Genomic DNA, 24,983 nt, shown 5'->3' on the forward strand with positions numbered 1-24,983 from the left:
ATTCCTTGACCGGCAATACCGCTTAGCCAGCGGCGGCCCCTCCACTGCAGCGATCCTTCCACTACAGCACTCCGCGCCGTCTTTAGGTAGGGCAAAGCGGTAAGGCAAAATGTCATGGTGACCCAACTTCCCCAGCACCAGTCAGCAGAAGCCGCCATCCACGCACAGATCGCCGGGGAACTCGGCGTCAAGGCATGGCAGGTCAAGGCCGCGGTGGACTTGCTCGACGCCGGATCCACCGTGCCCTTCATCGCCAGGTACCGCAAGGAGGTCACCGGGACGCTCGATGACACCCAGCTGCGCGAACTCGAGGAACGGCTCCGCTACCTGCGGGACCTGGAGGACCGCCGTCGAACGGTTCTTGAGGCGATTGCCGCACAAGGCAAACTGACCCCGGAGCTGGAGGCCGCCGTCGTCGGCGCCGATACCAAGTCCCGGTTGGAAGATATCTACCTACCTTTCAAGTCCAAGCGGCGCACCAAAGCGCAGATCGCCCGCGAGGCCGGGCTTGAGCCGCTCGCCGATGCGCTGCTCGCAAACCCGCAGCTCGACCCCGAGCGCGAGGCGGCAAAGTACTTGAACGCTGAACACGCCATCGACGACGCCGTCGCGGCGCTCGCCGGCGCACGCTCGATTCTGGTGGAGCGCGTCTCCCAGAACCCCGATCTCGCCGAGAATCTGCGGGAGCGGCTGTGGACGCAGGGGCGGATGGTTTCGCGGGTGAAGAAAGGCCAGGAAACCGAAGGCCAGAAGTTCAAGGACTACTTTGAGTTCTCCCAGGCGCCTTCCGGCATGCCCGGCCACCGCATCCTCGCGCTCTTGCGCGGCGAGAACGACGGCGTCCTTGAGCTTGATCTAGCCGAGGCAGAACCAGCCGACGACGCCGCCCTGGCCGCCGCCCGCGGCCGCTACGAGAACGCCGTAGCCAAGTGCCTCGGGGTCGCCGAGCGTGGCCGGCCCGCCGATTCCTGGCTCGTGCAGACCGCTCAGATTGCGTGGCGTTCGCGCATCCTGGACCGGCTGAGCAACGATCTGCGCGGCCGGATGTTCGCGCAGGCCGAGGACGAAGCCGTCCGCGTGTTCGCAGCCAACCTCCGCGATGTGCTCCTCGCCGCCCCGGCCGGAAACCGCGCCACGCTGGGCCTGGACCCGGGACTCAGGACGGGCGTGAAAGTGGCGGTCGTCGATGGCACCGGCAAAGTGGTGGCCACCGATACCGTCTATCCCCATGCCCCGGCCAAGAAGTGGGACGAGGCTTTGGTGACGCTGGAGCGTTTGGCGCGGCAGCACGGCGTCGAGCTCGTGGCGATTGGCAACGGCACGGCCTCGCGCGAAACAGACAAGCTTGCCAGCCAACTCATCAAGTCACTCGGAGCATCCGCAGGTCCCGCTACGCAGGGACCTGTCCAGAAGCTCGTCGTTTCCGAGGCCGGCGCCTCCGTGTATTCAGCCTCTGCGCTCGCCGCCGCGGAGCTGCCCGGCATGGACGTCTCCCTGCGCGGTGCCGTGTCCATCGCCCGGCGTTTGCAGGATCCGCTGGCCGAGCTGGTGAAGATCGAGCCGAAGTCGATCGGCGTCGGGCAGTACCAGCACGATGTCACGGCCGCGAAGCTGGACCGTTCGCTGGACGCGGTTGTCGAGGACTGTGTGAATGCGGTGGGCGTCGACGTGAACACGGCCTCGCCCGCGTTGCTGAGCCGGGTGGCCGGCGTTGGGCCGCTCCTGAGCGAAAACATCGTGGCGTACCGCAACGAGAACGGGCCTTTCGCCAAGCGCACCGATCTCAAGAAGGTGCCGCGGCTGGGGGCAAAAGCCTTTGAACAATGCGCCGGCTTCCTGCGGATCACCGGTGGAGCGGAGCCGCTCGATGCGTCGAGCGTGCACCCCGAAGCGTATTCGGTGGCTCGGAAAATCGTGGCTGCTGCTCATGGAGCCTCAGTCTCCACGCTGGATCCGCAGGTATTCGTGGATGGAACCTTCGGCCTGCCGACGGTGCGAGACATCATGTCGGAGCTCGAAAAGCCCGGCCGCGACCCTCGCCCTGCCTTTGCCGCAGCGACGTTCTCCGAGGGCATTGAGAAGATCTCCGATCTCAAGCCCGGCATGATCCTGGAAGGCACCGTCACCAATGTGGCGGCGTTCGGTGCGTTTGTGGATGTCGGAGTGCACCAGGACGGCTTGGTTCACGTGTCCGCGTTGTCCAACAAGTTCGTGTCGGATCCGCGCGAGATCGTGAAGTCCGGTCAGGTGGTGCGCGTGAAGGTCCTGGAGGCGGATCCGGAGCGGAAGAGGATTTCCCTCACGCTAAGGCTCGACGACGAACCGGGCCAGAGGCGCCCGTCGCCTCTGGCCGCGCCGGCCGCTAAGGGCGGGGCGGCCGCAAAAGCCGCGCCGGCAAAGGGAACGCAAGCAAAGGCCGCACCCAAGCCGTCCGCGGACACCGCAATGGCTGAAGCGCTCCGTCGGGCGGGCTTGGGGAAGTAGTCGGCGGTCAGTTCAGGAGCTGTCCGAGCGCTTGTGCGATCGGAACCGCTGAGGCCGCCGCCCACGCCTGGGGGCGGCAGGAGGCCGGATAGGGAATTGGAGGCGATGCCTCCTCAATTCCCAGACCGGAAAAAAGCTCGGGCAGCCGCCAGTCGAGGTTTTCGGCGGCGGTCAGGAGCCCGACGGCGAGCGTGCGGGCTTCGGCGTCGTAGCCATCCGCCATGAGGCCGCTGAGGATCATGGCGGTGTCGTGGGTCCAGACGGAACCTGCGTGATACCGGGTGGGCCAATAGGCGCCGTTCGTGGTGGAAATCGTGCGGATTCCGTATCCGGAGAACATGGTGGGTCCCATGAGGCGCTTGACCACGGCGGCCGTTTCTTCGGCGTTGAGGATGCCGGTGCCGAGCAGGTGACCCATGTTGCTTGCCACTGCATCAACCGGTTTTTTGTCCGCGTCCAGGGCCAGGGCAGGGTAGGGCCCGTCAGCATCGGCACACCAGAAGCCGGCCCTGAACCGCTCCGCCATGGCGTGGGCATAGTTGCGCCACTCCTCAGGGGTGCCTCCGGGGGAGCCGTCGCCGTGCCCGAATGTTTCCAGAAGCGCGGCCCCTGCCAGAGCCGCTGCGTAGGCATAGCCTTGGACTTCGCACAGCGCGATAGGTCCTTCGGCCAGTTCTCCGTTGTGGTGCCGGATGGAATCTCCGCTGTCTTTCCAGCCTTGGTTGGCCAGGCCTTGACCGGAAGTGTCCAGGTACTCCAGGAATCCGTCGCCGTCGGAGTCGCCGTGGTCGCGGAGCCATACCAGTGCCCGTTCCAGATGCGGCATCAGCTCCCGCACCTCAGATTCGGGCATCCCCGCCTGCCAGGCGTCGTGGAGAAGGATGATCCACAAGGGGGTCGCGTCAATCGTGCCGAAGTAGACGGGCGGCAGGGAGAGGCTGCCGTCGAGGTTGAACGTTGTCTCGGACCGGCGTACCTCGTGGAGGATTTTTCCCGGCTGCTCGGCGGTGCGGAGGTCGGTCCTGGTGCCTTGGCGTTTTGCCAGCGCCCGGAGCGTGCCGGCCGCCAGCGTTGTGTCGATGGGCAGCAGCATCCGGGCAGCGATCAGCGAGTCGCGGCCGAACATGGTGAAGAACCAAGGGGCTCCTGCGGCCAGGAAAGTGTCATCCGGGGACTGGCGATCAGCGATGCGGAGACCGTTGAGGTCACTGACGGCGCGGTGTAGGAGACGGGCAACCCGGGCCTGCTCGGCGGCCGGGGCGGCCGGGGCGGCCATCGGGGTCACCGAAGGTGTGGCCAGCGGAGGCGTGGCCGGCGCAGCCATGGGCGCAGCGCCGTCGTACGCCGTGGCTGTCCAGCCGAATTCGGCTTTGCCGTTGGCCTGGACCTCGACAGTCCAAATCATGGTGACGGTGGAACCGTCGGCAACGACGTCCGGCGACCCGGTGTGGGATAGCAGCAGGCTGGTGTCTTCGTCACGCCACTGCCAACCGTCCAAGGATGCCTCAACCGGGGTTTGCGAACGGTCTCCCCGCTTGATGGTCTCTACCGGGCTGTTGTCCGCGGCCAGGTTCAACTGGACGGTGAATTCCCGGGGCTCATCCAGTGCGGAGAGGATTTCGAAGGATTCGGTGATGCCCGGTGCGGCGGCGCTACGGGTCCGAGTGAAGGACACCAGGGGATCGGCAATGTCCGCGTTGGCCCGGAGGAAGCTCACGTAGCTGACACGATGCGCCCCGGTGGTCTGGGTGGAGACCCATTCAGGCTCGACGCCGTCCACCAGCACCACAGCCTCGGATATAACGCGCGCATCCGAGCAATAGACGCCCTGTGCGCCGGTGCCGCGGATCTGGCCGGCAGCGTCTGCCCAGGCTTGGATTGGTGCGGCGAACACTCCGGACAGGTTGTGCAGGTATGGCTGGTGGCTCACTGGCTCTCCTGGCTGGTGGGGCTGATTCTGGAAAGTTGATCGTTCAAAAAAGTGCGACGAAATCGTTGACAGGGCATTTTTGAACGTTCATATTATTGATAGATCTTGACAGAAAAGCACGGAGATCGAAACTCCCTAGGAACAAATATTGTCGGTAGTCCATCCGCTTTTGGATGGCTCAGAGGAAAGGAGGGCAGATGACCACGCGGATCACCATTGTTGATTTGGCGGAGGAACTTGGGGTGTCCAGGCAGACAATTTCGAACGTCCTCAACGCTCCCCACCGGGTCAAGGAAGCTACCCGGCTCCGCGTGGAGAAACGCATCGCGGAGAGCGGCTACCGTCCCAACTCGGCGGCGCGGCAGCTGCGGAACCATAAGTCCATGAATCTGGGCATGCGGCTTCCGCGGGCCAGCGACGGTATCAACGGCGCCGTGCTGGACGGTTTTCTGTACAGCCTGACCGAGGCTGCGCAGGCCCACGGCTACCGTCTCACGCTGTTCTGCGCGGATACGGACCAGCAGGAAATGAATCGCTTTGAGGAACTGCTCAGCGTGGCAGAGCTTGATGGTTTTGTCCTGACCGGGACGGACCGCGACGACGAACGTCCGGCATGGCTTGCAGAGCGGGGCGTCCCGTTTGTCGCCTTCGGGCGACCATGGGGGACCGAAGCCGGAAGCGCGGAATCTGCGCACTCTTGGGTAGATGTGGACGGCAGCTCCGGTGTTCGGGATGCCACTGAACATTTCATCGCCCAGGGGCACCGGAGGATTGGCTTTATCGGCTGGCCGGAAGACTCAGCCGTTGGTGATGACCGGCGCAACGGATGGCTCGATGCCATGACCAGCCATTTCCCGGCCGAAGAGTGGACCGCCTTGAGCTACCTCGGCGATGACTCCGCGAAAGTTGGTTCTTCAGGGGCGGCTGAACTCTTGGCTCAGGGAGTCACCGCTCTCGTCTGTGCCAGCGATTCACTGGCGCTGGGAGCCAGCAGCTTCCTCCGCCAGTCCCCGATTCCCGGCCTGGCTTCATCGGTGATCGGTTTCGACAACACCCCGGTGGCCGCCGCCCTCGGACTGTCCAGCGTGTCTCAGCCCGTGGCCGATGTGGCAGCCGAAGTCATGCGGCTCTTGCTTCGGCAATTCAGCCGTACTGCCATGGAACCCGAAAATTCCCTGCTCCGCCCCCGGCTGGAAATCCGCAATTTCCAAAGCTTCAACCGCTAACAATCTCACCTACGGCACATCCCCACACGGCTATTTCCTACTACTCAACAGACAAAAGGATCAGACAATGACGACTGAAGTGACCTCTCCCCGTAAAAAGCGCACGGCCCGCGTGCTCGCGATGTCAATCACTGCGGTGGCGGCATTGGCATTGTCGGCATGTGGCAGCGGCTTCTCGGGTGGATCCTCCGGGGCAGCGAGCACGGACGCCGGTGGCCCCGTGAGCGTGCTGATTGGATCTTCGGGGAGTGCCGAGACGGACGCCGTGAAGTCCGCCGTCGCGGATTGGTCCAAGTCTTCCGGCACCCAAGCCTCAGTCAACGTCGCGTCCGACCTTTCGCAGCAGCTGAGCCAAGGTTTCGCATCCGGCAAGCCCGCGGACGTCTTCTACGTCTCCGCCGACCAGCTGGCCAACTATGCAGGCAATGGTTCGCTGGAGCCTTACGGTGACCAGCTCGCCAACAAAGACGACTTCTACCCGGCCCTCACCAAGGCATTCACCTACAACGGCAAGCTCTACTGCGCGCCAAAGGACTTTTCCACCCTCGGGCTGGTCATCAACAAGGACCTCTGGCAGAAGGCAGGATTGACCGACGCCGACATCCCGAAGAGTTGGGACCAGCTCGAGACCGTGGCAAAGAAGCTCACCCAGGGGACTACGGTGGGCCTGACCTTCGGCCCGCAGTACGAACGGGTCGGCGCCTTCTTCGCTCAGGCCGGCGGCGGCCTTGCCAAAGACGGTAAAGCCACAGCCAACAGCGATGCAAACGTCCAGGCGCTGAGCTACGTGAAGAAAATAATGGACGACGGCGCCGCGAAGTTCAGCTCCGAGCTCGGCGCAGGCTGGGGCGGGGAAGCCTTCGGGAAGGGCCAGGCCGCGATGGCCATCGAAGGAAACTGGATCGACGGGGCGCTCAAGAAGGACTACCCGGCCATCAAGTACCAGATCGCCGAACTCCCTCAGGGTCCGGGCGGTAAGGGCACCTTGACATACACCAACTGCTGGGGCATCGCGGCAGACAGCAAGAACAAGGACGCCGCCAAGAAGCTGGTAGAGCAGCTCACCAGCAAAGGCGACCAGATGGGCTTCGCCAAGGCCTTCGGCGTCATGCCCTCCATCAAGTCCGCCCGTGACGAATGGACCACGGCCTTCCCCACGCTCGCTCCGTTCATGGCGGGCGCGGACTACGCCCAGACCACCCCCTTGCAAAAGGGCGGCGCCGACGTCCTGAAGGACTTCAACGCCCAGCTAGAACAGCTCAAGTCCAAAGACCCCAAGACCATCCTTGATGCCACTCAAAAGGAGCTGGAACCGGTCATGCAGAGCGCCAAATAGCCGTGGAAACGGCTAAACGGTCAAGAACCGGTATTTACGGCAGGCAAGGTCTGTCCGGCTGGATCTTTATCTCACCCGTGGTTCTCATCCTGGGCCTCTTCTTGCTGGTGCCGGTCCTCATGGCGGCGTGGGTCAGCGTGTCCGACTGGACCGGCCGCGGCAGTCCCTTCGGGGCTAACGTCAGTTTTGTAGGGGGCCAGAACTATCAAGCTATTGTCTCGGGCGGTAGTTTGGCCGAAAAGGACTTCGGGACCGCGCTGCACAATAACGTCTACTACGTCCTGCTGGTTGTACCCCTTCAGACTGCGCTGAGCCTGTTTCTGGCCGTCCTGGTGAACAGGAAGATCCTCAAGGGGCGTGGCTTCTTTCGGACCGCGTTCTATTTCCCATCCGTCACAAGCTCGGTGGCAATCACGGTTCTGTGGCTCTTCCTGTTCAGCACCAGCGGCGTCGTCAATAAGGTGGTGGGCCTGCTCGGCGGCCAGGGACCCAACTGGTTCCAAGATCCCCGGGGAATTGTCCATGTAGCTCTCGGCGCAGTGGGGATCCAGGGGCCTGCCGACTCCGGAGCAGACTTCCTGGGGGTCAGCTGGTGGGACTGGCTTTCCGGTCCCTCCGTAGCCATGACGGCCTTCATTCTCATGGCTGTCTTCACCACCTCGGGGACTTTCATGCTGCTTTTCATCGCTGCCCTGCAAAGCATCGGTGGAGAGATCCAGGAGGCTGCGCTCATGGACGGAGCCACGGGATGGCAACGCTTCCGGTTCGTGACGTTGCCGATGCTTAAACCAACCCTGTTCACCGTTCTGACCCTCGGCCTGATCGGGTGCTGGCAGGTGTTCGACCAGATCTACGTCGGAACGCAGGGCGGCCCGTCCAAGACCACCCTCACTCCGGCATACCTCAGCTTCAACTCCGCATTCAACAACCAGCAATGGGGGCAGGGTGCAGCGATCAGCTTCATTCTGTTCGGGATTATTGTCGTCTTCGCCCTGATCCAACGCTGGACTCTCAGAGACAAGGACGCCTCCCGATGAGTACCTTGACCGAGGAAAATACGGCGGCGCGGCCACGGAAGGCAGCCCCGCCAAGCTCCCGTCGCCGCATTGGCCGGCGGGGATGGGCGGTCTATCTCGTTCTGATTGGTCTGGCCCTGATCTACGTCCTGCCTTTCCTGGTCCAGCTGGCCACCAGTTTCAAGACTGAGCCCGAAGCGGCTGCGAACCCCCTGGGCCTGCTTCCGGCGACGTGGTCCGGAGCGGCCTACAGCCGCTTGTTCGCCAACTCGGACTTCCCGCAATGGGCCATGAACTCAGTCATCGTTACCGTCTTGGTCACGGCCGGACGCGTGTTCTTCGATTCCCTTGCGGGCTATGCCTTGGCCCGGATTCGTTTCCGCGGACGCTCTGTGGTCTTCGCCATCTTGATTGGCGTCATGGCTGTGCCCGGGGTGGTGCTGCTCATTCCCAAGTTCCTGGTCCTCAACCAGCTTGGAATGTATGACTCATATTCAGGCATGGTCCTCCCGCTGCTGGCCGACGCGGCGGGCGTGTTCATCATGAAGAACTTCTTCGAATCCATTCCCGCGTCGGTTGAGGAACAGGCCAGAATCGACGGGGCCGGAGTCTTCAGGACGTTCTGGTCGATTGTTCTTCCGATGTCCATGCCAGCCTTGATGACCATCATCATTCTCAGCTTCCAGGGCTCCTGGAACGAGCTCAACCACTTCATCGTCTCCACCCAGAGTCCGCAGCTGACCACGCTGACCAAGGGTGTCGCTCAGCTCGCCTCCGGGCAGCTCAGCCAAGGAACCCAGTACCCGTTGAAACTGGCTGCGGCCCTGCTGATGACCATTCCTGTGGCCGTCGTTTTCTTCATTTTCCAGAAGCGGATCATGAACTCAACTTCCGGAGCAGTCAAAGAATAAAACGCAGAGACCAACGACGGCGGCTGATAAGCTTACTAATATAGGAGGTTCGGAGATGACGATTACCAGCCCCGACCATGCACTTGACCTGGCCCGCCGCGCCTTGGCCCGTGAGGACCTTGGCCGTCTGGACTATTTGAGGGCCTTGCGGGAAGCGGTGCAGCAGGGATTGCCGCAGCGCGACATAGCCCGTGCCCTGCACATCACCCAGTCCGCCATCAGCCAGGCGCTGACGAAGGCTGAATCCAGGGGTGTGAAAGCTATCCCGGAAGGGTTCAGTGGAGCCAGCCCTTACGAAATCGCGGAGCGTTACGCGGCCGGCGACATTGACCGCGGCGAGATGATCCGCCAGCTATCCGTATGGCCCTATGTGAAGGCCCCGGACCACACGGAGCAGCTGGCAATGGAGTGGAAGGCGATCCTCCCGGCGGATCCTCCCGGAACGTTCGAAGAGGTGGGGGAGGCTTTCGACAAGGGACTCATCGACGGCGACGCCTACGACATCATCCTGGACGCGGCGGAGGACGCGCCGGATGTCCCCGTGACTACGCTGTAGAGCGTGACTACTGACGATCAGGCCGCCGCGCACCGCGCCCATCTGGAGCGCCTGTGCGCTGACAGCGGACCGCTGACCGCAGCTATCTGGTTCCGGATGAGGTGCGCGAGCTGGAAGCCGCGGGGGAGAGGTTCTATCCGCGCGAGCTGGCGACACTGGTCCACAACGAATCTTCCAGTCCTGGCCCGGTGGGAACGCGGCTACCTCGAGGCCGAGAACGGCACGGTCACCGGCCGTGACGCTGAGCTGGGAGGCCGCTGGGTGCCCCGCATCAGGTCCTGAGCACTATCGCAGCTTTTGGCGGTCGAGAACTGGCTTCATCATCATCGTTCGGGTGACTTTCCAGGCACCTTCGAATCTTCCGGCCACGCCAAGCCCCTGGTGCTCATCGATTGAAATCATTTGGAGGGAAAATCCGAGGTCGCGCCTCCCAGTGCGTGGGCTATCTGTATGCTTCCGCGGTCCGGCGTGCCCCGACCGAGCCGCGGCGGACCAGGGTCGCCGTGAATTTGGGCGCGGGCGCCTGGGGAGGCAGTCCTTGGATTTGGCGGATCAGTGCCTTGGCGGCCGCGACGCCCATGTTGTACACGGGCTGGGCGATGACGGTCAGCGGCGGGGTGGTCAAGCGGGTCCAGGCGAAGTCGTCGTACATCAGGAATGAGACGTCCGTGGGGATGGTCAGGCCCAGTTCCTGGATCGCTTCCACGATGCTGAGGGCGATGAGCCCGTCTGAGGCGACGAGGGCGGTTGCGGGGTCCGGCATGAGGAGCACCTCGCGCGTAACGCCGCGGATGGAGTCCGAGTCGCCGGCGTTCAGCCTTACGAGATCCGCGGGGAAGACAAGGCCTGCCTCCTGGTAGGCCTGCTGCATGCCCTCGAGGCGGTCTGCGATCTGCGAGGAATCCAGAACCATCCCGGTCCGATATGGAGAGTCCGTTTTGAGGGTCGAGATGAAGGCGATCCTGCGGTGTCCGGCGTGGAGGAGATACCGGGTGGACTCGTGTGAAATATCAGCCATATTCACCGCCATGGTCTCCAGGTCCAGGTCTCCGGCGCTTCGGTCCAGGAGCACCAGGGGCCGGCCGGCATCCTGCACACCTTGCAGGTGCCGAGTCTCCACTGAGGATGCAGGCGCCACGATCAGGCCGTCCACCCGCTTGTCCAGCAGGACCCGGACAGCGTCCACTTCGGCCGCCGTGTCCTCGTCGGTGTTGATCAGGATGACGTTGAAGCCGCTCTTCTTGGCTGTGTCCGTGATGCCCCGTGTGGCCAGGCCGAAGTGGGGGTTCTCGATGTCTCCCACGACCACCCCGATGGTGTTCGATTTCCCCGTGTTCATGCTGCGGGCCAGCTCATTGGGCCGGTATTCCAGTTGCTCGGCGGCCGCAAGCACCCTGCTCCGGACATCGTCGCTGACGGCCCCGTAATTTCCGAGGGCCCGCGCGGCCTGGGCCTTGGACACCTGTGCCGCTTTCGCGACGTCGGCGACCGTGACCTCGCGGCGCCTGGAACCATTGCTGCTCATGCATGCCTTCCGAAAGGGCCTTGACGGCCGGTGTGGCTTGGGTTACATTTTTGGCAACCCCTTGTTGAGTCCGGTCTCAATCCTAACCACTGAGACCGGACTCAACAAGAGGAATCCCGAAAGGCTTTACGGCCGCTTACCGCTTCTCATGATTGGAAAATTTGCTGTGACTAAACGACTGAACTTCCACCGCGGGGTGATCGTCGCGGCTGCTGTCGCAGCCCTCCTGGCACTGAGCGGGTGTGGCGGATCGACCTCTGCCTCGTCGTCGACCGCTGGAAACCCTTATGGCCTCATAGAATCCGGCACCATCCGGGTGGCCAGCCTGGGAGATGCCAAGCCCTACACGTTCACGGACGCCACTGGAAACTTCACAGGTTTCGACGTCGAACTCTTCAAAGATGTCGCGCACCGTGCCGGGGTGGACAAGGTTGTCTTTACCGGACAGGACTTCTCGGCGATCCTGCCGGCCGTCGCCAACGGACAGTTCGACGTCGGGGTCGCCGCCATCGGCATCACGGACAAGCGTAAGCAGACTGTGGACTTCTCCAACGGCTACCTCGCCGGATACCTGACCGTCCTGACGACCAAGAACTCTGGGATCAAGGATGTCAGCGGCCTTGCCGGAAAGCGGCTTGGCGTGGTCCAGGGCACCCTGCAGGAGGCCTACGCAGTGAAGAATTTCCCCACGGCGAACCTGGTGCGCTTCCCGGACAACAACTCCGCGATCTCGGCAGTGAACAGCGGTTCTGCGGACGCCCACTTCCTTGACTACGAGGCCGCCAAGTCCTACGAACAGCAGTTCGGCCTGGTCAGCGCCGCCGATATTCCGTCCTTTGACGCACCGGCCGGCTTCGCGCTGGCCAAGGACAAGACCGCCCTCAAGGATGCCCTGAACAAGGGACTGGCCGCGGCGATGCAAGACGGTACCCTGGGAGAAGCTCTACCAGAAGTGGTTCCCGGGCTCCCCGATGCCCACGCAGTACCTGCCCAAGGCTGAGCAGACCGCCAGCCCGGCGCCCAGCAAGTAAGCCATCTGCCAGCAGGCGGGCGGACCGCACCCGGTCCGCCCGCCCAACAGCCACCTAAGTCTGAGAGCAAACCATGGACTGGTTAAGCACCATCACACGTACATTCTTCGATTTCGGCGCGATGGCCGAGGTCCTGCCGCAACTGATCGGCGTCGGCCTCCTGAACACGCTGATCATTTCGGTCTCCGCCACAATCATCGGCGTCGCGCTGGGCATGGTGGTTGCCGTCATGGGGATCTCATCCTCTGCCTGGCTGCGCGTCCCAGCCCGCATCTACACCGATCTGTTCAGGGGCCTCCCGGCCATCCTCACTATTCTGCTGATCGGCCAAGGCTTTGCCCGGCTGAGCCAGTCGATCTTCGGCCCCTCCCCCTACCCGCTCGGCATTATCGCGTTGAGCCTTATCGCCAGCGCGTACATCGGTGAGATCTTCCGCGCCGGCATCCAAAGCGTAGACAAAGGCCAGGGCGAGGCGTGCCGTGCCTTGGGCATGAGCTACGCCAAGTCGATGCGGCTGGTGGTTGTGCCGCAAGGCATCCGCCGGGTGTTGCCGGCCTTGGTGAACCAGTTCATCGCCATCGTCAAAGACTCCTCGCTGGTCTATTTCCTGGGCCTGCTGGTGAGTGAACGCGAGCTCTTCCGGGTGGGCCAGGATGCCGCCGTGCTCTCGGGAAACCTCTCACCGCTGGTCATGGCCGGCGTCTTTTACCTGGTCATCACCGTCCCGCTGACCCACCTCGTGAACTACTTCGACAGCCGCTTCCGGACGGGCCGCCGTAGGCCGAGCGCGCCGAGCAGCGGCCTCAAAGAAGTCACAGAACTCGACGCGGCATCGCCGCTGACCACCGGGAGCAACACATGAGCGCCAGCACCAGCACCAACGACACCACCGCCGGTGTCCAGACGTTCCACGGTTCCAGCTTGGAGCTAAGAAACCTGACCATGGCGTACGGCGACATCGAGGTGCTGCGAAACGTCAGCCTGAACGTTGCCCCCGGCACCACCACATGCATCATCGGCCCCTCCGGATCAGGCAAGTCCACGCTGCTCCGTGGCGTCAACCGGCTCCACGAACCCAAGAGCGGCGATGTCCTCCTCGCGGGTGAAAGCGCTCTCAAGGTCAAACCCGACATCCTGCGCGGCCGCATCGGCATGGTGTTCCAGCACTTCAACCTCTTCCCTGACCACACTGCCCTTGAGAACGTGGCCCTGGCGCTGTGGAGCGTCAAGGGAATGCCCAAGGCCGCAGCCAGGGAACGCGCCCGGCGCAGCCTCGCCGAGGTGGGGCTCGCGGAACGCGCGGACCACCGCCCCCGCGACCTCTCCGGGGGCCAGCAACAGCGCGTAGCCATCGCCCGGGCGCTGGCCATGGAACCCGAGGTCATGCTCTTCGACGAAGCCACGAGCGCACTGGACCCGGAGCTCGTCAAAGGCGTACTGAACCTTATGGCAGGCCTGGGACGGCGCGGCATGACCATGCTGGTTGTCACTCATGAAATGGGCTTCGCCCGGAAGGTGGCCGACCAAGTGGTCTTCATGGACGAAGGTGAGGTCGTGGAGTCAGGCACTCCTGCGGACCTCTTCGACAACCCCCGCAGCGAACGGCTCCAACGATTCCTCTCGGAAGTGCTGTAATGCCGAACCGTGCACCCGCTCCCATCCGCACGGCCGTCGTCGGATTCGGCGTTTCCGGAAAGGTCTTCCACGCGCCGTTGATCGCAGCGGACCCCGGCTACTCCCTCGACGTCATCGTCACGGCAGATCCGCAGCGTGCCGCGGAAGCGGCAAGGCTCTACCCAACTGCGCGGATCGTCCCCACCCCGGAAGCACTGTTCGCGCTGGCCCCGCATCTAGACCTCGTGGTGCTCGGCACTCCCCCGCTCACCCACTTCGACTTGGCGGCGACGGCGATCGCCCACGGTCTCCACGTAGTGGTCGACAAACCCTTCGCCACAACCTCGGCCCACGGTCAGGAGCTCATCACCCGGGCCTCCGACGCCGGAGTGCGGCTGACGGTCTTCCAGAACCGGCGCTGGGACGCCGACTTCCTGACGCTCCAGGAGATCATCCGGGAAGGAGCCCTTGGTGAAGTCCGAAGCTTCGAATCCCGATTCGAGTGGTGGCGGCCCGAAGGCTTCGGCAACTGGCGCGACACCGCCTCCCTGGCCGACGGGGGAGGCATCCTCCACGATCTCGGCGCCCACCTGATCGACCAGGCCGTCCAACTCTTCGGGCCCGTCGCTGACTGCTATGGGGAGACGGCAAACCATGGTCCCCATCCCGAGGCAGCCAACACTGAAGCCTTCGTCTCGCTGCGCCATGACTCAGGCGTCCGCTCCAGGTTGTGGATGAACGGCATGGCGGCGCAAGGTGGTCCGCGGTTCCACGTCCTGGGTTCCACGGCCGGCTATACCAAGTGGGGACTTGACAGCCAGGAGGCGGCCCTCGCAGCAGGCATGCCGCCGTCGGACCCTGAGTACGGTCTCGACCCCCAGAGGGTCCTGGGGAGTGCTGGGAGTCGATGGCTCCGAGACGCCCGTTCGCGCCGAGCGGGGAAGCTATCCCCGGTTCTATGGCGAACTTGCCTCGGCTCTCCAAGGCGACGGACCCCTGCCTGTCGACCCGGCCGGGGCCCTGGAAGTCCTCAGGATCATCGAACAGATCCACGCCTTCGCCTGACCGGCAGCTCCCGGCCGGCCGGCACCAAAGACAGACACAACACCAAGAAAGGGACACCCATGTCCTCCACTGCTTCCACCAAGCGCGTCGCCGTCATCGGCGGCGGCATCCTCGGCGTCTCCACCGCAGTCCATCTGCTCCGCGAAGGCGCCTCCGTGATCCTGCTGACCGAACGCGGCCTCGCCAGCGAAGCCACCGGACGCTCACTGTCCTGGCTAAACTCCGCCGGGGAACGCTCCACTCCATACCATCAGCTCCGAGTCGCGGGCATCGACCGGTACCGCACCCTCTTCGCCGCAGATCCACACCGCGAGTGGCTCCAGTTCGGCGGCGGCGTCATGTGGAACACGGCCGGACGGGCCGCGGACACCGCAGCACGCCACGCCTACGAGAAATCCGTCGGCTACGACTCCAAGCTACTGGAACCGCAGGAAATCGCAACCGCCACCCCCGGCATCAATCCAAGCGCTGTGCCGGAATCCGCAATTTTCAATCCCGGCGAAGGCTGGGTCAGCCTGCCCGATCTGGTGGACTTCCTCATGGAAGAATTCCACGCCCGCGGCGGTGAACTCGTCCTCAACGCCGGCAAGGTATCTGTCACGGTCGACACCGGCCGGACCACCGGCGTCGAAACCGCGGCAGGCGGAACCTACGAGGCAGACACGGTGCTGGTTGCCTGCGGCGCCGCAACACCCTCCGTCCTCGCACCCCTGGGCGTCAACATCCCCAACGGCTCCCCCCTGTCGATGCTCGTGCTGACCAAGCCCGTGAAGCACGACCTGAAGGCCGTGCTCAACACCCCGCGGGCCGCGGTCCGGCCCAACCCCGGCAGCGCGCTTGCCCTGGACCACGACTGGTACGAAGGGCACATCACCGAACACACCGACGGCTCCTTCAGCATCCCCGAGGACGTGGTCCAGGAACTCGCTGACGAGGCGTCCAAGCTCATCGCCGGGAACCCCGAACTCAAGCCGGCGTCCTGGAAAATCGGCTACAAGCCCATTCCCGGCGACGGCGAACCCGTCCTCGGCGAACTCGATCAAGTGCCCGGCTGCTATGTCGCCTTCACCCACTCCGGAGCCACGCTCGGCCTGATCACCGGCGAGCTTCTCGCCGGTGAGATCGTCACGGGCAAAAAGCATCCGATGCTGGCCACCTTCCGGCCAGGACGCTTCTCCTAGATCCGGCAGCCGGTAAATTGAACTGCACCACTCCAAGGGACGTAACCATTAAATAGGGAAAGCCCCCGGGAGGGGCTTTCAGCGGGTTGGGCAGTTGATGTCTGGTATTGGTCAGCGGTGATGCGCTCCTCCTCCCCGGGCACTCTTCGTGCCGCTGCCGGTTTTCGTATTTAGAGACTCTAATAAATAACCCGGCTGATCGTCCAGCGATATGACCAAGAATTTCCGGCGCCCATGAACGGCTCTTGTCCGCTCGGGACAGATCCATGATGCGTCAGTTACCGGTTCTGGTTTTTAACTGGCCCCGGGTGCGACAAGGCGGCCCCTTTCCGCTGAGTGACGTCAGTTTGGGGGTATACCTCAAACTGGCGTCAGGCAATTGGCCACACTGGCGACAGACTGGGGTCTGATGTGGCATTTCCCGACACCTTGCCGAGAAGATCTATGGGGCGACGCTGACACTCACCGCCGGCGATCTCGCAGACAGTACCTAAGGATTGGTCTGCGGTCTCGTTGGTGTTGGAAGTGCAATAGTGTTGCGGGCACGGCTGGCGTTGGCTTGGGGGCGTTCGACGGCCCCTGTGCGTGCCGATGCTGACTCGTGGTCCCGTTGTCGTTTTCGTCGGCCACACTTAGCACATGCGTACTTTTGGTGTTGAAGAAGAATTCCTGATCGTGGATCCCGACAGCGGGTACCCGTTGCCCTTGGCCGGAGAGGTGCTTCGCCTGCACGATCCCGGTCGTCAGGCGGTGAACCATCTGGCACCCTTCCAGATGCTGGCCGCCGAGCTTCAGCAGGAGCAGCTTGAAGTCATCACGCGGCCGCATGGCAGCCTCAGGGGACTCACCGCCGAGATACGGGCGGGTCGGGCGTATGCCGATTCGCTGGCCCGGAGGGCGGGCGGAAGGGTTGCTGCCTTGGCCACGTCTCCACTGCCGGCCGTACCGCACGCCACCCGCAACGCCCGTTATGACGCCTTGATGGAAATGTACGCTCTTACCGCCCGCGAGCAACTGACCTGCGGGTACCACGTCCATGTCTCCGTGGACTCCGATGAGGAAGGCGTCGCGGTCCTGGACCGGATCAGATCCTGGCTGCCGTCGCTCATCGCGTTGAGCTCAAATTCCCCGTTCTGGAACGGTACAGACAGCGGGTACGCCAGTTTTCGAACCCAGGCGTGGAATCGGTGGTCCACAGCCGGCCCCACTGAGGTCTTCGGCTCGGCGCAGGCCTACCACTCGCTGGTGGAGGGCCTGTCGGGAACGGGGGTCGTCACCAGCCCGGATTTTGACGCGCGTCTGTCCATCCGGCACCCGACTGTCGAGGTCCGGGTGGCCGATGTTTGCCTTGATGCCCGAGACTCCGCACTGATCGCCGCGTTGGTGCGGGCGCTGGTGGAGACGGCCGCCCGGGAATGGGAGGCCGGAGAGTCACCGGACATGGTTCCTGCCACAATCCTGCGTCAGGGGGCATGGCTGGCGAGCCGTTGGGGGGCTGACGGGGGGCTCCTCCACCCGGTAACGCACCGGCCGGACACCGCAAGAAATGTCTTCGACGCACTCTACGGCCATGTCCGGAAGGCCCTGGATGATACAGGCGATTCCACCGAAGTTGCGCGGTCACTGCAAAGGATCATTGATCACGGTACGGGGGCCACCCGGCAGCGGCAGGCATTCGACCGGAACGGCGGACTCGCCGAGGTCGTCGCCCATGCCACTGCTCTCACCCACCAGGAACCCCTCGGTTACTCGCTCTCGGCGAACCGTCTTCTCGAAAGGGGCGGAGAATCGGCTAGCCCCAGCACAGTCTTGGCCGCCACCTCCGGCTAGCGCCTACACGACGCGCCGTTTCCGGGGACTGGCCCCTTCAAGGGAATTGAAGGCAGCTGGTGGCATTCCAACGGGGTGTGGGCGGCAGGCGTAAAGCCGAGACGTAGCCGACGGTCGCGGGTTATGAGGGGGAGTTTCGCGTTTTGCCTGTCCCTGAAGCTTCCTTCTCACCACCACGATCCGGAAAAGTTCTTTGGATTTTTGCAACACGATTCGGTGTCAGGCCACACAAGCCCGTGCAGTCCCACCCACTAGGGGAGGAAAGCGCGCAATGTCGACAGCGAAGATGGGGCGAGGGATTGCACCGCTAAGCGCTGCCAACTGAACCTGCATCAAGGCTGCCCGAAACCGATCCCTCACCGGACACGTGTAAGCCGGCTCCGTAGTGGCTGCCGCACGTCGGCCGGTCTTCGGTGTCCTACAAGCCAGGTCCCAAACCATGAGCAAAAGCGGACCTAACTTAGAGCGCCAGAGGCGACTTGACGAGATTTCAGAGAGTGGCTATATTTTTTTCTCGTAAGAAAAAGAGAACGGAAGTTCCCCCGCCTTAAGTGGTTGTAGTTAGCTGTTTTAGGGGGAAGCACCGTTGCAGTAACCCCGGGTCGTCGACAGCTTGAGACGGCCAGAGCAACACCAGCAGTACCTGGTCGTCGGACAGCTTGAGACGGCCAGAGCAACACCAGCAGTACCGGGCCGTCAAGCAGTAGGAGACGGATACAGCAGTACCAGTAACACCTGGTCGTCGGACAGCTTGAGACGGCCAAAGCAACACCAGCAGTACCTGGTCGTCGGACAGCTTGAGACGGCCAGAGCAACACCAGCAGTACCGGGCCGTCAAGCAGTAGGAGACGGATACAGCAGTACCAGTAACACCTGGTCGTCGGACAGCTTGAGACGGCCAAAGCAACACCAGCAGTACCTGGTCGTCGGACAGCTTGAGACGGCCAGAGCAACACCAGTAATGGTCGGGGCGGGCGAGTTGAGAGCATCCTTATGCATTCCTTGCCCGCCCCGGGACCGTTAAGGGCTGCTGCCGGGTACACGGGTCCCAATTTCTTGGTTGGGACCAAACGGAAATCGCTCGTAGTTCACACGGACGTGAAACCCTCCGCAGAGGGTTCGACGGGTTGGCACTGTGAATGGCATCGACCACGACACCCTTACGCCCGGATCCAAGTCTCTTCTGCAGTGGCTGGTTCCTCCTCGCCTTCCTCCAGGGAAACGCATCACTCCCACTCCGCTTGGCGCGAGGTAATCCACTCTCCTGGCTGGGACGCAGCGCATAACGTCTCGAAAATCTACAGCTTTCCGAGACACTGACGTCGTCGTGTCTTGGAGTGTCTAAGGAATCGGCGTCGTGCCGGGCCGGCCCATGTCTTGGAAAGATGTCTCGTTGTGGATCGTCTCAGATTGTCGCAAGAGGCCAGTCCGCAGATCGTCCCGCAAGCCGGTCGTCCAGCGCGCAGCCGATCATGCTCATTGCCCGCCAAGGTCCCCCAAAATGCAACACGACGAATCGTCGTTCAAGCCCATGCGATGCAGACGGACCAAAACAGGGTATGCCGATACCGAACGATCACAGATGCCGCCATCAAGCGTTGAAGTCCACACCGACAGCGGAATCAACGCAGGCGTCCGGAACTCCGCATGCGATGTCTCGTGCGTCAGTTTGGGGTATACCCAAACTGATGTCAGGGATCCCTCCGGAATTCTGTCCGACCGGGGTGGTCTGGATCTTTTATGGACACATGAGGTGCGGAGTCTAAGATTTCAACTTGACACCCTGCTTCTGGGGCCTCGGCACCATGACCCGAAGGGTCCTGCGTTTCCCGGGTCTTCTGTTGGCTTAAGGATGTTTCTGGGCTGGCTCCGTCCGTTTTCGTCTTGTGTGATCGAGGGACCCTTGTGGTCGGCCGCAAGATTCGGCAGGGATGGTTGCGGCTATGCAGGGACGGAAACTCCAGGAGTGGTCACCCTGTTTGTCACCGAGTCCCGGGCCGCACTGCTCAGACCGCGGCGGAGACCCGGGCCTTCCGTTTGGGTGCTTTCACACCCCTGATCAGCAGGTACAAGACCATCCAAACCTCGGCCAGCGTGGTTGGAATCGCCACGAACGGGGTGAGTACCGTACCGACCTCGGGCCAAAGGAATACGAAGGGCAGGTGGGCAAGATAGGTGAAGCACGCGATGATCAGCAGCACACCCAGGCCCTTGGGGAACATGCCCGAGGTGAACGCGAGGTAGCCCATCGGCAGCAGCCAGAGTCCGAAGAAGATCTGGGCGATAAGGAACCCGGAGTGCTGCAGGTCCATCAGGAGCAGGACGAGGGCGTCTGCCCCGCCCGGGCCGAGTTTATGAGCATGAGCAATGCGCCAAGGACGAGGACGGCTCGGGAGCCCTGGTCGGCAGAGACCGCAATGGTCGTAGCGATGGCGCTGCCGGCTCCGTATGTCAGAAAAGCCCCAAGGAACAACGTCCCGATGCTCCGGGATGTCGCCGGCGGGCCTCGCTCAGCCCGGGAGCCCGGGGTGTTCATGGTTGTTCTGTTGTTTGGGTTGCGGGGTGATCGTGACGGGTTGGTGTGTGGTCGGTGGTCAGGGGCGTTGATTTGAAGCCTTTGACGATCAGCCAGATGCCCAGGGATAGTTCGAACACGGCGACGGGCAGTGCGGCGAGGACGGCGATCGGGGATACCTGGGAGTAGGCGCCGAAGAAGACTGCGATGTCGGAGGCAAGGAGCAGCGGGGCGCCGATGAATGCGATGACCGGCAGGATCCGGGGCACGAGGGCGGAGCGGTAGAACATATAGCCCAGGAGCAGGTCGCATGCGACGGGCATCAGGCTTTGCGAGAGCAGGAACGTCCAGTTGTATGTGGCGACCAGGCTGTGGCCGATCGTGACCAGTGCCGCCGAGTCCGTCCCGGCGGTGCCGGCAACGTCGTTTCGCAGGGTCATGATCGTGAGCAGGCTGATGACGCTGACGAAGATGAGGCAGGTTTCCAGGAAGTCGGGCGGCCACGAACGCCAGGGCCGCGGTTTGGCTGATTCGCTTGGCCAGCGGGTACAGCACGAGGGCGGTGCCGATGCCGGCCAGGCCGACGGTGACCTCGGACAGGGCGCCCCACTGTAGTGCGGCGGTGCTTCCGGCGCCCAGGATGAATGCGCCGGCGTCATCCTTGATGGGCTTGTAGAGCGCGAGGGTGGGGATGGAGACGAACGTGAGCACGTACAGTATCCCGGCGGCCAGGGAGATCCGCCTCGTCGGGTGCATTCGGGACCGCGGGACGGGTGCTTTGACCGGCGGGGTGATGTGGGTGTTTGTGGCCATGGTGTGTTCCTTCTCAGGTGGCAGGTAGGGGATCCGGCCCGAGCATGCCGGGTGCGTCTGCGGCGGGTGGTGGTTCGTGGGCGCCCATGTCGAGCCGGAGGGGCGGGTATTGGTCGGTCATCAGTGCGGCGTATGCGCTGACCCGGTACACCCAGCGGTTCATGCCCATGAGGAGGTCGAACACGCCGCGGGGGTAGCGGCCGGAGAACAGCAAGACGAGACCGGCGATGCAGACCAGCAGGCCGATCAGGCCGCTGCCGTAGGCCCAGGCGTTGCCATCGTGTATCTGGTTGTACCCGGCGAAGGCGGCGCCGGTGAACACGCCGATGATCAGGTAGTGCGGGAGCGCGAGCAGCCACCACTTCACCAACACGAGTCCGCGTGAGAGTGACTGCGGGTACTCAATGGAAAGTCGCGCCGGGTAGTTCGGATCCTCGGCCAGGCTGAACGGCGGATAGCGGTCGGTGCCCAGCGCACTATAGGAGTAGTAGCTGACCCGCCACGTCCAGCGCAGCACCCCGACGTTGAAGTCGAAGATCGCCCGCGGGTAGCGGCCCGTGAGCAGGATCGTGAAGAATGCCACCACCGACAGCACCAGGAAGACGATCCACAGGAAGAACAACACAATGGCGTGCGGGATGATCAGCAGCCATTTGACCAGCCACAGCCAGCGGCTCAGGTGCGGGGAATGCTCGCCCTCCAGAACCAGCGGGTACGCAGAGTGCAGCACCATGAGAAGTCCTTCCCTAAAGCCGTGAAGCCGGCCCTCATACGTGGGCGTCGGCGTCTCAGCGGCGGGCGGGGTCTTTCATCCGGCCAGGTCCGCGACTCGTGTCGGCGGTGGGGCACTTTTGCCCCGACACCCGCAACGGTATGCTGTTAAATAGGACATGTCAATGAAAACATGTCTGATTTGGCAGTTAGGATGGGCGGTATGGCTGAATGGGGTTTCCTGACTAATCACTTGCATGCGCTCTACTGTGTCGCGCGTCGTCCCGGAATCCGGATCCGGGAGATCGCCGAAAGCGTGGGGGTCCAGGAACGGGCGGCACACCGCATCGTGGCGGATTTGGTCGAAGGCGGTTACCTGAGCCGCCGCCGGGTCGGTAGTCGCAACTTCTACGAGCTGCATCCGAACCAGCCGATCCGCCGGGAAGGGCTGGACGAGGTCGCGGTCGGTGAGATTCTCGACGTGCTCCTCAGGCGGGAGTGAGGAGGCCCCCACCTAACACCTGCCGTCAACGCGTCCCGCTGGCGGCCGGTGCGCGGCACCAGTAGGGGCAAAGGCGCCGCAGGCGGGCGGGAGTCCTGTCAAAGGATCCTTTGTCAGGACCGAACGACCCGTTATGGGAGTTGGGTCGATGCCCGGTCTTCCGGTGATTCGCGGGACCTCCCTCGTCTCAGCAAGGTGTCTCACGTGGACTGTTCTCAACAATCACACATTTGGCCTTTGATGATCATTTGAGGCTTCGGCGGGGGACTATCGGCCATGCAGTCCCACTCCACGGGACGTGACCGGGGCTCTTCAAGTTTTTGAGCTCTAAGTCTCCAGCTTTCCAGGGTCGGCTCGTGTGCTTCCATATGTCGCAGGAACGGCGCACGTTGAGCGCTTCGAGCTTGGAGAGTAGGCCAGAAGGGATGTCGCTGCGGTGATGGTCGAGCAGCTTCCCCATGCCCCACCGCCCAAGGTTTTTGGGAGATTCGGTTTCTCCTTCAACCTTCCAATGCCAAGCTCGGATCAGCAGACGGCGGCGCTCAGGATCCTTTCTCAGGCACCTGAGCGCCGCTGTCGTTCGCGTTTGGATCTTTCGGCGTCAGGGTGCCGGGACAGGGAAGAACGCCCGCGGATCCTGGAGCAGGGCCGGATAGTCGAACTCTGAGCGATCGATGATTTTGGTGACCTCGAAGTTGCGCCCGAAACGGCCGTTTTCCAAGGTGATCGGGCGGCCGAGGATCTTGCCCAGGGCGAACTTGGCGCCGCCTTCAACCGGTATGAGGACGGGCGTGTTGCCGGGAAGGGTCCTGAAGGCCTCGTCCTGACGCTGGCGGTTACGCGTGGGCTTCTTCACCAGTTGCTTCGGTGCCTTGCGCGCGGTCTTGCCCGGGCGGCGTGACGTCTCGGAAGAGTAAACGAACTGGTAGTCGTCGCCGTCGCTGTTGGCCGGCTTCGACTTGCCGGGTGCCGGCATCCCTACCTTGTCGATCTTTTCGGGGTCAACGTCGCCCAGCGGTGAGCGAAGCACCCAGATGAAGTCCTCGTAGGGGTCCTCAGGGAGGAACTCGTGCCGGGGCTCGGGCCAGAGGTACTCCAAGTCGTTCGGAGTGTCAGGGAAAAGGTCGGCGTAGAAGCGCGGCTCTTTCTGCAGCAGCTTGGAGCGGTGGCTCAGGTGGAAATCGGCTTCGCCCAGCCAAGGCGGCATTGGAATCCTGGAGGCGTAGTCCGGGTGGGCCGCCTGGGGCGCGAATTCGGTGATGCTGGCGCGGGTGTTGTCCGGATTGCCCCGGGCAACCCACTCATCCACCATGGCCAGGCCGTAGAGCGTGAGCGCGGGGACGTAGCCCATCCACATGCGGATAGCCGGGTGGGAGGGCCGGCCGAACTCGGGGATCACCAGTGCGCGGAGGATCTGCAGGGCTTCGACACGCTGCTTGCCAAGCCTTGCGGTGTCCAAGACGGCAGCACTTTGCTTGAAATCGGGAAACGGGAGGAAGGTCTGCATCCTTTCAGTTTGGGGGCCGGACGGCGCAGAACCAAGTTGGCGCGGTGTGGTTTTGCCCTCTGAGGCTCCACCGAGTCCCTCACCGCCGCCGTTGGCAGGCGATCCTGGTCCCATGGACGGGTGGCCGTTGGGGATCGTTCAGGGATCCGTCCTAGTCTTGTCGGGTGGAAACTTTTGGCGAAACGACGACGACGGCGGCACCTCCAGTTGCCGAACTGCACCTGCACATTGAGGGGACCCTTCAGCCCGAGCTGATTTTTGCCCTCGCGGAGCGGAACGGGATTGAGCTTCCGTACGCGGATTTGGACGAGCTGCGAGCGCGGTACGAGTTCACAGATCTGCAGTCCTTCCTGGATTTGTACTACGCCAACATGGCGGTCCTGCAGACCGAACAGGACTTCGCGGACATGACCCGCGCTTACTTGGCCCGGGCGGCGGCCGGCGGAGTGCGGCATGCGGAGATCATGATGGATCCGCAGGCGCACATCTCGCGTGGGGTGGCGTTGGAGACGTGCGTGAACGGGGTGGCGTCTGCGCTCGCGACGTCGGTGGAGGAGTTCGGCGTCTCGACGCTCCTGATCGCCGCGTTCCTGAGGGACATGTCCGAGGAATCCGCGCTTGAGGTTTTGGAACAGCTCCTTGCCATGAACGCGCCGATCACGGGGATCGGCCTGGACTCGGCCGAGGTGGGCAATCCGCCGTCGAAGTTCCAGCGACTGTACCGCCGTGCAGCGGAAGCAGGACTGCGTCGGATCGCCCACGCCGGGGAGGAAGGGCCTGCTTCGTATGTTTACGAGGCCCTCGATCTGCTCGGCGCGGAGAGAATCGATCACGGAATCCGATGCATGGAGGACAACGCACTTGTGGCGCGGCTCGTTGCCGAGCAAATGCCGTTGACTGTTTGCCCGTTGTCCAACGTGCGGCTGCGCGCCGTGGATACCTTGGCCGATCACCCGCTGCCGGCAATGTTGGCCGCTGGGCTGAACGTCAGCGTGAACTCGGACGATCCCGCGTACTTCGGCGGCTACGTGGACGACAACTTCGAGCAGCTCGTCGCAGTGCACGGGTTGTCTGTTGCTGATCGGGCCCGACTGGCGTCCAACTCGGTGCGTTCATCGTTCGCGGACGAGTCCTTGAAGGCGGAACTCTTGGCCGAGGTTGAGGCCTGGGAGAAGGCCGAGGGGGAGTAGGCGGCAGGGGAGTAGGCCTGCTTCGACGGGTGCGCGTGGT

The 24,983-nt window shown here is 63.3% G+C and carries 20 protein-coding genes and 3 pseudogenes; 16 read left to right on the forward strand and 7 right to left on the reverse strand.

What is annotated here, in order from left to right; all coding sequences use genetic code 11:
• Nucleotides 1-114 precede the first annotated feature (114 nt).
• A complete protein-coding gene (locus ACF0H6_RS17625) occupies nt 115-2,484 on the forward strand; it encodes a Tex family protein (protein WP_395250792.1) in 2,370 nt (789 codons plus the stop codon).
• Nucleotides 2,485-2,491: 7 nt separating this feature from the next.
• Here ACF0H6_RS17625 and ACF0H6_RS17630 read toward each other — a convergent pair whose 3' ends face one another.
• A complete protein-coding gene (locus ACF0H6_RS17630; protein ID WP_395250793.1) occupies nt 2,492-4,414 on the reverse strand; it encodes a glycogen debranching N-terminal domain-containing protein in 1,923 nt (640 codons plus the stop codon).
• Between the two features lie 197 nt (nt 4,415-4,611).
• On the opposite strand from ACF0H6_RS17630, the gene ACF0H6_RS17635 reads away from it, so the two are divergent.
• The 6 genes from ACF0H6_RS17635 to ACF0H6_RS17660 all read left to right on the forward strand — a co-directional run bounded on the left by ACF0H6_RS17635 (nt 4,612) and on the right by ACF0H6_RS17660 (nt 9,741).
• Nucleotides 4,612-5,640: a LacI family DNA-binding transcriptional regulator gene (locus ACF0H6_RS17635; RefSeq protein WP_395250794.1), complete on the forward strand. Its 1,029-nt coding sequence runs from the start codon at nt 4,612-4,614 to the stop codon at nt 5,638-5,640.
• A gap of 67 nt (nt 5,641-5,707) precedes the next feature.
• Complete coding sequence (locus ACF0H6_RS17640) at nt 5,708-6,976, forward strand: extracellular solute-binding protein (protein ID WP_395250795.1); 1,269 nt, start codon at nt 5,708-5,710, stop codon at nt 6,974-6,976.
• Nucleotides 6,973-8,013: a carbohydrate ABC transporter permease gene (locus ACF0H6_RS17645; RefSeq protein WP_395251351.1), complete on the forward strand. Its 1,041-nt coding sequence runs from the start codon at nt 6,973-6,975 to the stop codon at nt 8,011-8,013. Before ACF0H6_RS17640 ends, ACF0H6_RS17645 begins: the two co-directional genes overlap by 4 nt.
• The gene (locus tag ACF0H6_RS17650; protein WP_395250796.1) at nt 8,010-8,903 is read left to right on the forward strand and encodes a carbohydrate ABC transporter permease; all 894 of its coding nucleotides are present in this window, start codon (nt 8,010-8,012) and stop codon (nt 8,901-8,903) included. The genes ACF0H6_RS17645 and ACF0H6_RS17650 overlap by 4 nt, the downstream gene beginning before the upstream one ends.
• Nucleotides 8,904-8,958: 55 nt before the next feature.
• Entirely contained in the window at nt 8,959-9,459 is a 501-nt protein-coding gene (locus tag ACF0H6_RS17655; RefSeq protein ID WP_395250797.1) for a hypothetical protein, read from the forward strand.
• 3 nt (nt 9,460-9,462) lie between these two features.
• The gene (locus ACF0H6_RS17660) at nt 9,463-9,741 is read left to right on the forward strand and encodes a hypothetical protein (RefSeq protein WP_395250798.1); all 279 of its coding nucleotides are present in this window, start codon (nt 9,463-9,465) and stop codon (nt 9,739-9,741) included.
• A 160-nt stretch (nt 9,742-9,901) separates the two neighbouring features.
• On the opposite strand, the gene ACF0H6_RS17665 is transcribed toward ACF0H6_RS17660, so the two are convergent.
• On the reverse strand, nt 9,902-10,984 hold the full coding sequence (locus ACF0H6_RS17665) for a LacI family DNA-binding transcriptional regulator (protein WP_395250799.1): 1,083 nt from the start codon (nt 10,982-10,984) through the stop codon (nt 9,902-9,904).
• 148 nt (nt 10,985-11,132) lie between these two features.
• Between ACF0H6_RS17665 and ACF0H6_RS17670 the strand changes: the two are divergent.
• The 6 genes and pseudogenes from ACF0H6_RS17670 (at nt 11,133) to ACF0H6_RS17695 (ending at nt 17,705) form a co-directional block, all read left to right on the forward strand.
• Nucleotides 11,133-12,015, forward strand: a pseudogene (locus tag ACF0H6_RS17670) (ABC transporter substrate-binding protein).
• A gap of 73 nt (nt 12,016-12,088) precedes the next feature.
• Entirely contained in the window at nt 12,089-12,877 is a 789-nt protein-coding gene (locus ACF0H6_RS17675; RefSeq protein WP_395250800.1) for an amino acid ABC transporter permease, read from the forward strand.
• Nucleotides 12,874-13,650 carry an amino acid ABC transporter ATP-binding protein gene (locus tag ACF0H6_RS17680; protein ID WP_395250801.1) on the forward strand — a complete coding sequence of 259 codons (777 nt, stop codon included), beginning with the start codon at nt 12,874-12,876 and terminating at the stop codon, nt 13,648-13,650. The genes ACF0H6_RS17675 and ACF0H6_RS17680 overlap by 4 nt, the downstream gene beginning before the upstream one ends.
• Nucleotides 13,650-14,694, forward strand: a pseudogene (locus ACF0H6_RS17685) (Gfo/Idh/MocA family oxidoreductase). Before ACF0H6_RS17680 ends, ACF0H6_RS17685 begins: the two are co-directional and overlap by 1 nt.
• A 59-nt stretch (nt 14,695-14,753) precedes the next feature.
• Nucleotides 14,754-15,875 (forward strand): NAD(P)/FAD-dependent oxidoreductase, encoded by a 1,122-nt coding sequence (locus tag ACF0H6_RS17690; protein ID WP_395250802.1) that lies wholly within the window; start codon nt 14,754-14,756, stop codon nt 15,873-15,875.
• Nucleotides 15,876-16,514: 639 nt separating this feature from the next.
• Nucleotides 16,515-17,705, forward strand: coding sequence for a glutamate--cysteine ligase (locus ACF0H6_RS17695; protein ID WP_395250803.1), 1,191 nt, complete (start codon nt 16,515-16,517; stop codon nt 17,703-17,705).
• Nucleotides 17,706-19,711: 2,006 nt separating this feature from the next.
• Here the strand turns inward: ACF0H6_RS17695 and ACF0H6_RS17700 are convergent.
• Together ACF0H6_RS17700 and ACF0H6_RS17705 are read right to left on the reverse strand one after the other, a co-directional pair.
• Nucleotides 19,712-20,197, reverse strand: a complete 486-nt coding sequence (locus ACF0H6_RS17700) for a DUF4386 domain-containing protein (protein ID WP_395251352.1) — start codon at nt 20,195-20,197, stop codon at nt 19,712-19,714.
• Between the two features lie 40 nt (nt 20,198-20,237).
• Complete coding sequence (locus tag ACF0H6_RS17705; protein WP_395250804.1) at nt 20,238-20,660, reverse strand: DUF4386 domain-containing protein; 423 nt, start codon at nt 20,658-20,660, stop codon at nt 20,238-20,240.
• A 4-nt stretch (nt 20,661-20,664) separates the two neighbouring features.
• On the opposite strand from ACF0H6_RS17705, the gene ACF0H6_RS17710 reads away from it, so the two are divergent.
• The gene (locus tag ACF0H6_RS17710) at nt 20,665-20,835 is read left to right on the forward strand and encodes a hypothetical protein (protein WP_395250805.1); all 171 of its coding nucleotides are present in this window, start codon (nt 20,665-20,667) and stop codon (nt 20,833-20,835) included.
• Here ACF0H6_RS17710 and ACF0H6_RS17715 read toward each other — a convergent pair.
• Both ACF0H6_RS17715 and ACF0H6_RS17720 read right to left on the reverse strand, forming a co-directional pair.
• A pseudogene (locus ACF0H6_RS17715) lies at nt 20,770-21,033 on the reverse strand (DUF4386 domain-containing protein); the annotation flags it as partial. The gene ACF0H6_RS17710 and the pseudogene ACF0H6_RS17715 overlap by 66 nt on opposite strands.
• Before the next feature lie 13 nt (nt 21,034-21,046).
• Nucleotides 21,047-21,766, reverse strand: a complete 720-nt coding sequence (locus ACF0H6_RS17720) for a DUF4389 domain-containing protein (RefSeq protein WP_395250806.1) — start codon at nt 21,764-21,766, stop codon at nt 21,047-21,049.
• A 201-nt stretch (nt 21,767-21,967) separates the two neighbouring features.
• Here ACF0H6_RS17720 and ACF0H6_RS17725 point away from each other — a divergent pair, with 201 nt between their 5' ends.
• Nucleotides 21,968-22,246 carry a helix-turn-helix transcriptional regulator gene (locus tag ACF0H6_RS17725; protein WP_395250807.1) on the forward strand — a complete coding sequence of 93 codons (279 nt, stop codon included), beginning with the start codon at nt 21,968-21,970 and terminating at the stop codon, nt 22,244-22,246.
• Nucleotides 22,247-22,847: 601 nt separating this feature from the next.
• Here the strand turns inward: ACF0H6_RS17725 and ACF0H6_RS17730 are convergent.
• On the reverse strand, nt 22,848-23,753 hold the full coding sequence (locus ACF0H6_RS17730; protein WP_395250808.1) for an MSMEG_6728 family protein: 906 nt from the start codon (nt 23,751-23,753) through the stop codon (nt 22,848-22,850).
• 164 nt (nt 23,754-23,917) lie between these two features.
• On the opposite strand from ACF0H6_RS17730, the gene ACF0H6_RS17735 reads away from it, so the two are divergent.
• On the forward strand, nt 23,918-24,943 hold the full coding sequence (locus tag ACF0H6_RS17735) for an adenosine deaminase (RefSeq protein ID WP_395250809.1): 1,026 nt from the start codon (nt 23,918-23,920) through the stop codon (nt 24,941-24,943).
• The last annotated feature ends 40 nt before the right edge of the window (nt 24,944-24,983 follow it).

The organism is Arthrobacter sp. NA-172, from assembly GCF_043952055.1.
Lineage (GTDB): Bacteria > Actinomycetota > Actinomycetes > Actinomycetales > Micrococcaceae > Arthrobacter.